Below are 13,487 nucleotides of genomic sequence, written 5' to 3'. Positions count from 1 at the left end.
GCTGGCAGTTTTCTTAATGAAGAATTTTCCTGAGCAATGCTGAGCAGTTTTTAACAGACATTGGCTATGCTTAACGCATGGGCGAACAATTTTTCACCATGACTGAAATATTTCTAAAAATAAGCATAAAGAGCGAAATTCAGGTCGGCAGAGTAAAGATTGGTCAATAACCGACCGCAATCACGCTTTGGATACCGAATGCATTGCATGATGACCAAAACGGCCAAGGAATAACCAACAAGCCGTGCTTAGATCATGCTGTTAATCTAAGGAAGAAGACTATGCCTGTACTTCCCGATCGTGACGTGATTGATCAGATCATCTCCGGCCATTACGCCGACCCCTTTGCTCTGCTTGGCATGCATGCGACCGATAACGGTCTGCAGGTGCGCGCGCTGCTGCCGGACGCTGGCGCAGTCTGGCTGGTGGAACAGCAAACCGGCCGGCGGCTGGTGCAGTTGAACTGCGACGATCCGCGCGGCTTCTTCAGCGCCGTGGTGCCGCGGCGCAAAAATCCTTTCCGCTATCAGCTGCAGGTCAGCTGGCGCGATCACCAACAGACCGTCGACGATCCCTATCGGTTCGGCCCGCTGCTGCAGGACATCGACAGCTGGCTATTGGCTGAGGGCACGCACCTGCGCCCCTATGAACGCCTGGGAGCTCACCTCGCCACGTTGGATGACGTCGACGGCGTTAGCTTTGCCGTTTGGGCGCCCAACGCCCAGCGCGTCTCGGTGGTGGGGGAGTTCAACTTCTGGGACGGCCGCCGCCATCCGATGCGTCTGCGGCGTGAAAACGGCATCTGGGAGCTGTTCCTGCCCGGCGTGCGGGCCGGCCAGCTGTACAAATATGAAATCGTCGATTGCTACGGCAATACCCAGTTGAAAGCCGATCCTTACGCTTTCGAGGCGCAGATGCGCCCGGACACCGCCTCGCTGGTGGCGCCGCTGCCGGAGGTGGTGCCGTCGACGCAGGCGCGCCGCCGCGCCAACGATTTTGACCAGCCGATCGCCATCTACGAGGTGCATCTCGGCTCATGGCGCCGCCACACCGACAACCATTTCTGGCTCAGCTACGGCGAGCTGGCGGTGCAGCTTATCGACTATGTGAAGGACATGGGATTCACCCATATCGAGCTGCTGCCGATCAACGAGCACCCGTTCGACGGCAGCTGGGGCTACCAGCCGCTGGGGCTGTATGCGCCGACCCGGCGCTTCGGCACGCCGGCCGATTTCCGGGCGTTCGTGGCGGCGGCGCATGAGGCGGGCATTAACGTGATCCTCGACTGGGTGCCGGGGCACTTCCCGAGCGACGCCTACGGCCTGGCGAATTTCGACGGCACCGCGCTGTATGAATACGCCGATCCGCGCGAAGGCTACCACCAGGACTGGAATACGCTGATCTACAACTACGGCCGCCACGAGGTGCGCAACTACCTGGCGGGCAACGCGCTGTACTGGCTGGAGCGCTTCGGTATCGACGCGCTGCGGGTCGATGCGGTGGCGTCGATGATTTATCGCGACTACAGCCGGGCCGACGGCGAGTGGGTGCCGAATTACTACGGCGGCAACGAGAACCTGGAGGCGATCGCCTTCCTGCGTTATACCAACCAGACTATCGGCCAGGCGCAGCCGGGCGCGGTGACATTGGCGGAGGAGTCCACCGACTATCCCGGCGTCACCCTGCCGCCGGACGCCAACGGCCTGGGATTCCACTACAAGTGGAACCTCGGCTGGATGCACGACACGCTCAATTACATGAAGTGCGATCCGGTGCACCGCAAGTATCACCACAACCAGATGACCTTCGGCATGCTGTATGCCTATACCGAGAACTTCGTGTTGCCTATCTCGCACGATGAAGTGGTGCATGGCAAAAAATCGATCCTCGACCGCATGCCGGGCGACGCCTGGCAAAAGTTCGCCAACCTGCGCGCCTATTACGGGTTTATGTGGGCGCATCCGGGCAAAAAGCTGCTGTTTATGGGCTGCGAGTTCGCGCAGGGGCGCGAGTGGAATTTCGATACCAGCCTCGACTGGCATTTGCTGGAGGGGCTGGATAACTGGCACAACGGCGTGCAGCGGCTGGTGCGCGATCTGAACCACTGCTACCGGCAGCAGGCGCCGCTGTATGAGCGCGACTACCGCCCGGACGGCTTCGAATGGCTGGTGGTCGACGATCACGACAACTCGGTGTTCGCGTTCGCGCGCTACGATTCGCAGGGCAATGAGCTGATCGCCATCAGCAACTTTACCCCGGTGCCGCGCTACCGCTACCGCATCGGCCTCTCACGCGCCGGCGACTATCGCGAGATCCTCAATACCGATTCGCACCACTATCACGGCAGCAACGCCGGCAATCAGGGGCGGGTCTCTTCCGAAGCGGTCGGCAGCCACGGCCGCGACTTTTCCATCTGCGTGACGCTGCCGCCGCTGGCGACCATTTATCTGCTGCGGGAGGCGCCATGACGGAGCTGACGGCCGGCCTCGCCGCGCCGCTGGGCGCGCATTACGACGGCGAAGGCATCAACTTTACCCTGTACTCGGCGCACGCCGAGCGGGTGGAGCTGTGCCTGTTCGACGGCCAGCAACGCGAAGTGCGCCTGCCGCTGCCGGCGCGCAGCGGCGATATCTGGCATGGCTATTTGCCGGGCGGCAGGCCGGGGCAACGTTACGGTTACCGGGTCTACGGCCCGTTCGACCCGGCGAACGGGCAGCGTTTCAACCCCAACAAGCTGGCGCTCGATCCGGCCGCGCGCGCGGTGGAGGGGCCGGTGGCGGATCACCCGCACCTGCACGGCGGTTACGAACAGCCTGATCCGCACGACAGCGCCGAGCTGATGCCGAAATGCGTGGTGGTGGACGAACAGTACGACTGGCAGGACGATCGCCCGCCCGCCACGCCCTGGGGGCAGACGGTGATTTACGAAGCGCACGTGCGCGGCCTGACGCTGCTGCACCCGAAGATCCCGCCGGCGCTGCGCGGCAGTTTCGCCGCGCTGGGGCACCCGGTGATGATCGCCCACTTCAAACGCCTCGGCATCACCACGCTGGAACTGCTGCCGGTGCAGCAACATACCTCCGAACCGCGGCTGCAGCGGCTGGGGCTGATCAACTACTGGGGCTATAACGTGCTGGCGCCCTATGCGCCGGACAACCGCTACGCCAGCCTGAGCACCGAGTGCACGCCGCTGAACGAATTTCGCGATGCGGTCAAGGCGCTGCACCAAGCCGGCATCGAGGTGATCCTCGACGTGGTGTTCAACCACAGCGCCGAGCTGGACAGGGACGGGCCGATGCTGTCGCTGAGCGGCATCGACAACCAGAGCTACTACTGGCTGACGCCGGAAGGGGACTACGTCAACGACACCGGCTGCGGCAACACCCTGCGATTGGATCAGCCGCAGGGCGTGGCCTGGGTGATGGATTGCCTGCATTTTTGGGTGCGGGAGTGCCACGTCGACGGTTTCCGCTTCGATCTGGGCAGCGTGCTCGGCCGCACGCCGGGATTCGATCGCGATGCGCCGCTGTTCCAGGCGATGCTGGCGGACGATGTGCTGTCGCGCTGCAAGCTGATCGCCGAACCCTGGGACGTTGGCCCCGGCGGCTATCAGGTGGGGGCGTTCCCCGGCCGCTTCGCCGAATGGAACGACCATTATCGCGATGACATGCGCCGTTTCTGGCTGCAGAGCGGCGTGTCGCTCGGCCAGTTCGCCCGGCGTTTCGCCGCCTCCAGCGATCTGTACAACCAGCGTGGGCGGGCGCCTTACGCCACCGTCAACATGCTGACCGCCCATGACGGTTTTACCCTGCAGGACGTGGTCAGCTTCAACGAGAAACACAACCAGCCGAACGGCGAAGGCAACCGTGACGGCAGCGATCGCAATTTCAGCAACAACCACGGCGTGGAAGGCCTGGTCGCCGACGACGCCATTGTGCAACGCCGCAGGGCCAGCCAGCGGGCGATGCTCGCCACGCTGTTGCTGTCCCAGGGAACGCCGATGCTGCTGGCCGGCGATGAACAGGGACACAGCCAGCAGGGGAACAACAACGCCTATTGTCAGGACAACGCCACCACCTGGCTCGACTGGTCCACGGCGGATGACGCGTTGACCGATTACGTCGCGGCGCTGATCGCGCTGCGCCGCCAGATCCCCGCGTTGCAACAGGACCGCTGGTGGCAGCAGGGCGACGGCAACGTGCAGTGGCTGAACGCGCAAGGGCAGCCGCTCGACGCACAGCAGTGGGAGCAAGGCGATCTGCTCATGCAGATCCTGCTGTCGCAGCGCTGGCTGCTGCTGGTCAACGCCACGCCGCAAACGGTGGAGATGAGGTTGCCGGAAGGCGATTGGCAGGTTGTCGCCCCGTTCACTCAGGAAGACTCACGGGCGGTGTTACCCGCCTGGCACCAGGCCGCGCGCTCGCTTTGCGTTCTGGTACGGAAATAATAAAAGGAGTCCGCTATGGTTAGGTTTGAAAATAAAGACCCCCTGATGTTGGCGCGCCAGCTGCCGATTAAATCCGTAGCGCTGATCCTGGCCGGCGGCCGCGGCTCGCGCCTGAAAGATTTGACCTCCACCCGCGCCAAGCCCGCCGTCCACTTTGGCGGCAAATTCCGCATCATCGATTTCGCCCTGTCGAACTGCTTGAACTCCGGCATTCGCCGCATCGGCGTGATCACCCAATACCAGTCGCACACGCTGGTGCAGCACATTCAGCGCGGCTGGTCGTTTCTCAACGAGGAAATGAACGAGTTCGTCGATCTGCTGCCGGCCCAGCAGCGCCTCAGCACCGAGCATTGGTACAAAGGCACCGCCGACGCGGTGTACCAGAACCTGGACATCATCCGCCGCTATGAGGCCGAATACGTGGTGATCCTGGCGGGCGACCATATCTACAAGATGGATTACTCGCGCATGCTGATAGACCACGTCGAGAAGGGCGCCCAGTGCACCGTGGCCTGCCTGCCGGTGCCGCGCAGCGAAGCCGGCGAATTCGGCGTGATGAAGGTGGATGAAAGCGACCGCATCATCGAGTTTCTGGAGAAACCCGCCAACCCGCCAGCGATGCCGGGCAACCCGGATATGTCGCTGGCCAGCATGGGCATCTATATTTTTAATGCCGCCTACCTGTTTCAGCTGCTGGAAGAGGATATGTCGACCCCCGGCTCCAGCCACGATTTCGGCAAGGATCTGATCCCGAAAATCACCGCGCAGCAGGCGGCGTGGGCGCATCCGTTTACCTTGTCCTGCGTGACCTCCAACCCCGATCTGCCGCCGTACTGGCGCGATGTGGGCACGCTGGACGCCTACTGGCGCGCCAACCTCGATCTGGCGTCGGTGACGCCGGAGCTGGACATGTACGACCGCGCCTGGCCGATCCGCACCCACATGGAGCCGCTGCCGCCGGCCAAGTTCGTGCAGGATCGCTCCGGCAGCCACGGCATGACCATGAACTCGCTGGTGTCCGGCGGCTGTATCGTCTCGGGCTCGGTGGTGGTGCATTCGGTGCTGTTCCCGCGCGTGCGAGTGAACTCGTTCTGCACCATCGACTCTACCGTATTGTTGCCGGACGTGAACGTCGGCCGTTCCTGCCGCCTGCGGCGCTGCATCATCGACCGCGCCTGCCACATTCCGGAAGGCATGGTGATCGGGGAAAACGCCGATGAGGACAGCAAGCGTTTTTATCGCTCGGAAGGCGGCATCGTGCTGGTGACGCGCGAAATGTTGTCAAAATTGTGAGTTAACGTGGGCGGCAGAACGATAGCCTGCCGCCTGATGAACGGTTCGATGGCTTGCGCAACGCGGCACGCATAACAGCGGCAAGCCTGCTTTATTTCTTATCCAGAGGCCTTCGGCCGACTTTCAGGAGTGATAATGCAGGTCTTACACGTATGTTCTGAAATGTTCCCCCTGCTGAAAACGGGCGGACTCGCAGACGTGGTTGGCGCGCTGCCGGCGGCGCAAATCGCCGAAGGCGCCGATGTTCGGGTGCTATTGCCCGCTTTCCCTGACGTACGCAACGGCATCCCCGACACCTCGCTGGTGGCGGAAATTGACTCGTTCGCCGGCCGGGTCGGCCTGCGTTACGGCACCTACCATGGCGTGGGCATCTATCTCATCGATGCGCCCTGGCTGTATGACCGGCCGGGCAGCCCGTACCACGATCAGTCCATGTACGCCTACCCCGACAACCACCGCCGCTTTGCGCTGCTGGGCTGGATGGCCTGCGAGCTGGCCAAGGGGCTGGATCGCTACTGGCGGCCGCAGCTGGTGCATGCCCACGACTGGCACGCCGGCCTGAGCTGCGCCTATCTGGCCGCCAACGGCCACCCGGCGCGTTCGGTGTTCACCGTACACAACCTGGCCTATCAGGGGCTGTTTTCCGGCCATCACGTGACCGAGCTGTGGCTGCCGGCGTCGTTTTACGACGTTTATGGCCTGGAGTTCTACGGCCAGATGTCGTTCCTCAAGGCCGGGCTGTTTTATGCCGACCACGTGACCGCCGTCAGCCCGACCTATGCGCGCGAGATCACCCGGCCGGAGTTCGGCTACGGCATGGAGGGGCTGCTGCAGGAGCGGCAGCGGCAGGGCAGGCTGAGCGGCATCCTCAACGGGGTGGACGACAACATTTGGGATCCGGCCCGCGACCCGCGGCTGAGCGCCCGCTACGACGCCGACGATCTGAAAAGCAAGGTCAAAAACAAGCTGCATCTGCAAAAGGCCATGGGGCTGAAGGTGGATGAATCGCTGCCGGTGTTCGCGGTGGTGAGCCGATTGACCAGCCAAAAAGGCCTGGATCTGGTGCTGCAGGCACTGCCTGAGCTGCTGGCGCAGGGCGGGCAGCTGGCGCTGCTGGGCGCCGGCGATGCGGTGCTGCAACAGGCGTTTCTGGCCGCCGCCGCCGATTATCCCGAGCAGGTTGGGGTGCAGATCGGCTATCACGAATCCTTCTCTCACCGCATCATCGGCGGCGCCGACGTGATTCTGGTGCCGAGCCGCTTCGAGCCCTGCGGCCTGACGCAGCTCTACGGCCTGAAATACGGCACGCTGCCGCTGGTGCGCCGCACCGGCGGGCTGGCGGACACGGTGGTGGACTGCGCGCTGGAGAACCTGGCCGACGGCACCGCCAGCGGCTTCGTGTTCGACGATTGCGATGCCGTCGCGCTGGGCAACGCCATCCGCCGCGCCATGGTGCTGTGGAGCCGGCCGAAACACTGGCGCCACGTTCAGCGCCACGCCATGAGCGTGGACTTCGGCTGGCCGGTGGCGGCGAAAGAGTATTTATCGCTTTATCAACGTTTGTAGCCCGCGTTTCGCGTCTCGGGTTGACGCGCGGCGGGCAGCCGTTTGGGTTGATTGTCGGGGCGCGGCGTGCCGCGTCCATGTTCAGCGGGGCCCGCTATTCCGCGGCGAATGGCTGGGCTCCCTACAAGGGATTAAAAAGCCATGACTTCACCGTTTAGTTACACCTCACCTACGGTCAGTGTGGAAGCGCTGAAACACTCCATCGCCTATAAGCTGATGTTTATCGTCGGCAAGGATCCGGCCATCGCCAACCGGCACGACTGGCTGAACGCGGTGCTGTTCGCGGTGCGCGATCGCATGGTTGAACGCTGGCTGCGTTCCAACCGCGCCCAGCTGTCTCAAGACGTGCGGCAGGTGTATTACCTGTCGATGGAGTTTCTGATCGGCCGCACCCTGTCGAACGCGCTGCTGTCGATGGGCATCTATCAGGATATCGACAACGCGCTGAACGAAATGGGGTTGAGCCTGGGTGAACTGCTGGAAGAAGAGAACGACCCTGGCCTCGGCAACGGCGGTCTGGGCCGCCTGGCGGCCTGCTTCCTCGATTCGCTGGCGACGCTGGCGCTGCCGGGGCGCGGCTACGGCATTCGCTACGAGTACGGCATGTTCAAGCAGAACATCGTCAACGGCCAACAGATGGAGTCGCCGGACTACTGGCTGGAGTACGGCAATCCGTGGGAGTTTCCGCGCCACAACACCCGCTACAAGGTGCGCTTCGGCGGCCGCGTGCAGCAGGAGGGCGCCAAGGCGCGCTGGCTGGAGACCGAAGAGGTCGTGGCCATCGCCTACGATCAGGTGATCCCCGGTTTCGACACCGACGCCACCAACACCCTGCGGCTGTGGGGCGCGCAGGCCAGTAACGAGATCAACCTCGGCAAGTTCAACCAGGGCGATTATTTCGCCGCGGTGGAAGATAAAAACCATTCGGAGAACGTGTCGCGCGTGCTGTATCCGGACGACTCGACCTCCTCCGGGCGCGAGCTGCGGCTGCGGCAGGAGTATTTCCTGGTGTCGGCGACGGTGCAGGACATCCTCAACCGCCATTGGCTGATGCACAAAACCTTCGACAACCTGGCGGACAAGATCGCCATTCACCTCAACGACACTCACCCGGTCTTGTCGATTCCCGAGCTGATGCACCGGCTGATCGACGAGCACAAATTCAAGTGGCTCGACGCCTGGGAAGTGGTGGAGCAGGTGTTTTCTTACACCAACCACACACTGATGAGCGAGGCGCTGGAAACCTGGCCGCTGGACATGATTGGCCGCATCTTGCCGCGCCACCTGCAGCTGATTTTCGAAATCAACGATCACTTCCTCAAGATGGTGCAGGAAGTGGCGCCGGGCGACAACGACCTGCTGGCGCGGGTCTCGATCATCGACGAAACCAACGGCCGCCGGGTGCGCATGGCGTGGCTGGCGGTGGTGGCCAGCCACAAGGTCAACGGCGTTTCCGCCCTGCATTCCGAACTGATGGTGCAGTCGCTGTTCGCCGACTTCGCCCGGCTGTTCCCTAATCGTTTCTGCAACAAAACCAACGGGGTGACGCCGCGCCGTTGGCTGGCGCTGGCCAACCCGCCGCTGGCGGCGGTGTTGGACGACTGCATCGGCCAAACCTGGCGCACCGATCTCAGCCAGCTGAGCGAGATCAAAGCCAACGTCGATTACCCGAGTTTCCTGCAGGCGGTGCAGCGCGCCAAGCGGCAGAACAAGGAGCGGCTGGCGCTGTACATCGCCAAAACGCTCAACGTGGTGGTCAACCCGGATGCGCTGTTCGACGTGCAGATCAAGCGCATCCACGAGTACAAACGGCAGCTGCTCAACGTGTTGCACGTCATCACGCTGTATAACCGTCTGCTGGACGATCCGGAGATCGAGCGCGTGCCGCGGGTGGTGATCTTCGCCGGCAAGGCGGCCTCGGCCTACTATGCCGCCAAGCAGATCATCCGCTTGATCAACGACGTGGCCAAAGTGATCAACAACGATCCGCGCGTGCATACCCAGCTGAAGGTGGTGTTCATTCCGAACTACGGCGTCAGCCTGGCGCAGATCATTATCCCGGCGGCGGATCTGTCCGAACAGATCTCGCTGGCGGGCACCGAGGCCTCGGGCACCAGCAACATGAAGTTCGCGCTGAACGGCGCGCTGACCATCGGTACGCTGGACGGCGCCAACGTCGAGATGCGCGAGCACGTGGGGGAGGAGAATATCTTTATCTTCGGCAATACCGCCGAACAGGTGGAGGAACTGCGCCGCAACGGTTACAACCCGCGCCAGTACTATGAGCAAGACCCGGAGCTGCATCAGGCGCTGACGCAGATCGCCACCGGCGTGTTCAGCCCGGAAGAGCCGAAACGCTACGGCAATTTGTTCGACTCGCTGGTCAACCTCGGCGATCACTACCAGCTGCTGGCGGATTACCGCAGCTACGTGGACACGCAGGACAAGGTGGACGAGGTGTATCTCAATCAGGACGAGTGGACGCGGCGCGCGGTGCTGAATATCGCCAACATGGGCTACTTCTCCTCCGATCGCACCATTCAGGAATATGCGGATGAAATCTGGCACATTCAGCCAGTGAAGCTGTGATGCTTTATTGATGTCACCCGTTTGGCAAACGCGCCCGATAAATTCTATCGGGCGCGTTTTTATTTTGGCGCTAATTCTCACTCGTGATGCGATCGATATCTTCGCCGGTACGATCGCGTATCCACAGCAGCGCCAGCGTGGACAGGGCGACTGTCGCCATCATGTACCAGGCTGGTGCGAGGGGCTGACCGGTCACCTGCAGTAACCAGGTCACGAAGAACTGCGCGAATCCACCAAATACCGAAACGCCAATGCCGTAAGCTGCCGCCATGCCGGTGGTACGGATCGATTTGGGAAACATCTCCGGCAGCATGGTAATGCCTGGCACCGTTTGCAGGGTTAACAACATGGATAACAGGCCGATGATCAGCAGTAGGTTGAAAAGGCTGGGCGCGGCGTTCAGCCACTGGAAGCTGGGGACAATCGCCACCAGCGTCAGCAGCCGCGAGTAAAAGATCACCCGTTTGCGCCCATAGCGATCCGCCAGCCAGCCGACCGGTGGCGAGAGCAGAAAACAGGTGATGCCCACGACGACGCTGGCCAGCAGGCTGGAGGTGGTGGGCAGACCCAGCACCCGGGCGGCATAGGCCGGCATATAAAAAGCGATGATTTGGGTCGAGACCATGGCGCCCAGCATCAGCAGTACGCTTTTAACCAACGTCAGTTTGTGTTGTCCGAACAGTTCGCGCAGCGGGCTGCGGCAGGCGGCATGCTGTTTGGCCTGTTGGGTGGGCAAGCCAATGATGAGGGTATCTTCCAGATGACGCCGTATATACCATCCTACCGGTGCGGTGAGCATGCCGATGAAAAACGGCACCCGCCATCCCCAATCGCTCATCGCCTGTTGATCCAGGCCGGCCACCAGCGCGGCGACCATGACGGCGCCAAGAAAAATGCCTAGCGATTGGCTGCCGAACTGCCAACTGGCGTAAAACCCTCTTTGCGCAGGCGGCGCATGTTCTACCAGTAAGGTGGTGGCCGCACCCACTTCCCCGCCGGCGGCAAAGCCCTGTATCAAACGCGCCAGCACAATGATTAAAGGCGCCATCATGCCGATTTGTTTATACGTTGGCGCCAGAGCCATCATGGCGCAACCCAATCCCATGAGAAACAGGGTCAGCGCCATCGCCGAGCGTCGCCCGAAGCGGTCGGAATAAGAGCCGATTAGAAGCGCGCCAATCGGCCGCATAAGGAAACCGACGCCGAACGTGCCCGTGGTCAACAACAACTGTCCATAGGCTGAAGCGGCGGGGAAAAACAGCGGGCCAATAAACAACATCAGAAAACTGAATACCGTGAAGTCGAAAAACTCCAGGGCGTTGCCAATTGTGGTGCCGGTGATGACTCGCCGGCGTGAAGCGTACAGGTTCGCCCCCGCACTCGGTGCGGAGAGGGTGGAAGTGGCGGTCATGACGTTCTCCTTGCAGACAAGGGAGGCTCAGGGTGAGCTGCCGGGCAGAATGTGCCCGGCCTGAATGAACGGTGCAGGCGATGAATCAGTCGGCGGGTTTGAGGTACGTGCTCACCAGCTTCACCCAATAACTGGCCCCATAGGGCAGCGCCGCGTCATTGAAGTCATAGCCGGGGTTGTGCAACGGACAACCGCCTTCCGTCCCTTGGCCGTTGCCCATGATCAGATAGCTGCCGGGGCAGGCCTTCAGCATGAAAGAGAAATCCTCGCTGCAGGTCATCGGCTGCATGTCGGGAACCACGCCATCCTCCCCGAGCCATGAGAGCGCCACCGAGCGAGCCAGATCGGTTTCTTCAGGGTGGTTGTAGAGCACCGGATAGGCATTGGCATCGACGGTGACTTCGGCCGTTGTGCCAAAGGCTGCTGCTTGGGCATGCGCCAGGGCTTCAATGCGTTGCAACAACAGGCGGCGCGTGGCTTCCTTCAGCGCTCTGACGGTGATCGCCAGTTCTACGCAGGTTGGCACTACCGTAGAACTGCCGCCGCCATGAATTGACCCTATTCCGACGACACCCATGTCCAACGGCGGCAGATTGCGCGCGACGACGGTTTGCAATGCCATGACCAGAGAGGCGGCGGCGACGACCGGATCGGCCGTTTCGTGAGGCATGGCGCCGTGGCCGCCCCGGCCGTTGATGCGGATCGTCACCGTATCGGCCGAGGCCATAAAGGCCCCAGGCAGGAAGCCGAAGCAGCCTACCGGCAATCCGGGCCAATTGTGCAGGGCGAATACCGCATCGCAGGGGAAGCGTTGGAACAGGCCATCTTCGACCATTCTCTTCGCTCCCAGGAATCCTTCCTCGGCGGGTTGAAAGATAAGACGCACGGTGCCGTCGAAATCGATGCTTTGAGCCAGACATTGGCCAGCTGCCAAGAGCATCGCGGTATGACCGTCGTGGCCGCAGGCATGCATTTTGCCACTGTGGCGGCTGGCGTAAGGCAGGCCGCTGGTTTCGACGATCGGTAACGCGTCCATATCGGCACGCAGGCCAATAATGCGCTGGCTTTGTCCTTTGCGCAGCGACGCGACGACGCCGGTTCCCGCCAGGCCGTGATGGACGTCATAACCCCAATCGCGCAGCTTGTCCGCGACCAAACGACTGGTGTCGAACTCTTCTTCGCTCAATTCAGGATGGGCGTGCAGGTGCTGGCGCAACGCCACCATGGGCGGCATCAGCTCGTGTACTTCGGGCAGGATGGTGTGAAACGACATAACTCTCTCCTCAGCAGCGATGTTTGGCCTGATCGTCGGCTGAGACGCTGTCAGGCTCTTTTTTATTGTGCAGGTGGGACGCGCTTAGGTTTCAGGCCAGATCTGAGGGAACCAATCCGGACGCAGGCGCTGGCCAGGTTGCATACCATGGTAGGGATAGGGCGGTGATGTTTTCCCCGGGCGTTCGGCATAGCGCACATCTTCGCCTAACCAGCGCAGTGACAGCACGCGCCGCCGGGATGTGCTAAGGTTACCCCGCGCGCCGTGTACGGTGCGGAAGTCGAACAGCACTGCATCGCCAGGCTCCATTTCCCACTCTAAAACCGACATATCGGGTTCGATATCCGGGTTGGGCACCGGCCGATAACGGCTGACATCCTCGTAAAAGTTACCGTCGTCCTTCCAACGCAGCGGCAATACCCATTGCGGCCATTGGTGGGAACCGGCAATCAGGCGCAGGGTTGCCTCACGCACGGGGTCAACCGGGATCCACAGACTGACGGTCTGTTCGCCATCGAGAAAATAATAGGGGATGTCCTGATGCCAGGGGGTCGGTTTCTGCGTGCCGGGTTCCTTGACCAGCACATGGTCGTGAAAGAATTGCGCGCTGGGAGATTGCATGACCGCCGCCGCGATGCCGGCTGCAGGCGATTCGCGAACGACGGCGGCAAATTCGGGAATGCGTTCCCAGTTGCAGTAGTCATCGAAGAAACCGCCCGGTTCACCGGTAGCGACGACGTTAGTGGCGTATGGCCCCGGCTCACGCTGATTGCGCGCTATGCCCTCGGCGATAGGTTCGATCCAATCTTTGAACGCACCACGCAGGCAAATAGCGCCATCGCGTTGGAAAGCAGCGATATCGTCCTTTGAGACCAAAGAGGTGACTGACTGGTTCATAGTGGCTCCTT

At 61.8% G+C, this 13,487-nt stretch carries 8 protein-coding genes; 5 read left to right on the top strand and 3 right to left on the bottom strand.

The genetic code is table 11. The features are described 5' to 3' along the window. Nucleotides 1-281 precede the first annotated feature (281 nt). The 5 genes from glgB (at nucleotide 282) to glgP (ending at nucleotide 9,895) form a co-directional block, all read left to right on the top strand. Complete coding sequence (gene glgB / locus ACJ8HB_RS19635) at nucleotides 282-2,468, top strand: 1,4-alpha-glucan branching protein GlgB (protein WP_047570194.1); 2,187 nt, start codon at nucleotides 282-284, stop codon at nucleotides 2,466-2,468. Continuing rightward, nucleotides 2,465-4,447: a glycogen debranching protein GlgX gene (gene glgX, locus ACJ8HB_RS19630; RefSeq protein ID WP_047570196.1), complete on the top strand. Its 1,983-nt coding sequence runs from the start codon at nucleotides 2,465-2,467 to the stop codon at nucleotides 4,445-4,447. Before glgB ends, glgX begins: the two co-directional genes overlap by 4 nt. A gap of 15 nt (nucleotides 4,448-4,462) precedes the next feature. Continuing rightward, nucleotides 4,463-5,740, top strand: a complete 1,278-nt coding sequence (gene glgC / locus ACJ8HB_RS19625) for a glucose-1-phosphate adenylyltransferase (RefSeq protein WP_033636334.1) — start codon at nucleotides 4,463-4,465, stop codon at nucleotides 5,738-5,740. Nucleotides 5,741-5,875: 135 nt separating this feature from the next. Beyond that, on the top strand, nucleotides 5,876-7,306 hold the full coding sequence (glgA, locus tag ACJ8HB_RS19620; RefSeq protein WP_047570200.1) for a glycogen synthase GlgA: 1,431 nt from the start codon (nucleotides 5,876-5,878) through the stop codon (nucleotides 7,304-7,306). Between the two features lie 141 nt (nucleotides 7,307-7,447). Further along, the gene (gene glgP, locus ACJ8HB_RS19615) at nucleotides 7,448-9,895 is read left to right on the top strand and encodes a glycogen phosphorylase (RefSeq protein WP_033636332.1); all 2,448 of its coding nucleotides are present in this window, start codon (nucleotides 7,448-7,450) and stop codon (nucleotides 9,893-9,895) included. Between the two features lie 70 nt (nucleotides 9,896-9,965). Here glgP and ACJ8HB_RS19610 read toward each other — a convergent pair whose 3' ends face one another. The 3 genes from ACJ8HB_RS19610 to ACJ8HB_RS19600 form a co-directional block, all read right to left on the bottom strand. Continuing rightward, nucleotides 9,966-11,306 (bottom strand): MFS transporter, encoded by a 1,341-nt coding sequence (locus tag ACJ8HB_RS19610; RefSeq protein WP_047570201.1) that lies wholly within the window; start codon nucleotides 11,304-11,306, stop codon nucleotides 9,966-9,968. A gap of 85 nt (nucleotides 11,307-11,391) precedes the next feature. Then, nucleotides 11,392-12,579 carry a M20 aminoacylase family protein gene (locus tag ACJ8HB_RS19605; protein WP_047570202.1) on the bottom strand — a complete coding sequence of 396 codons (1,188 nt, stop codon included), beginning with the start codon at nucleotides 12,577-12,579 and terminating at the stop codon, nucleotides 11,392-11,394. Between the two features lie 84 nt (nucleotides 12,580-12,663). Further along, the gene (locus tag ACJ8HB_RS19600) at nucleotides 12,664-13,476 is read right to left on the bottom strand and encodes a phytanoyl-CoA dioxygenase family protein (protein WP_047570203.1); all 813 of its coding nucleotides are present in this window, start codon (nucleotides 13,474-13,476) and stop codon (nucleotides 12,664-12,666) included. Nucleotides 13,477-13,487: the final 11 nt, after the last annotated feature.

The sequence above is a fragment of the Serratia sp. CY27727 genome (assembly GCF_052169275.1).
GTDB lineage: Bacteria > Pseudomonadota > Gammaproteobacteria > Enterobacterales > Enterobacteriaceae > Serratia > Serratia sarumanii.
Note: the sequence above shows the minus strand (reverse complement) of the source record. Positions and strands in the feature narration are given on the sequence as shown.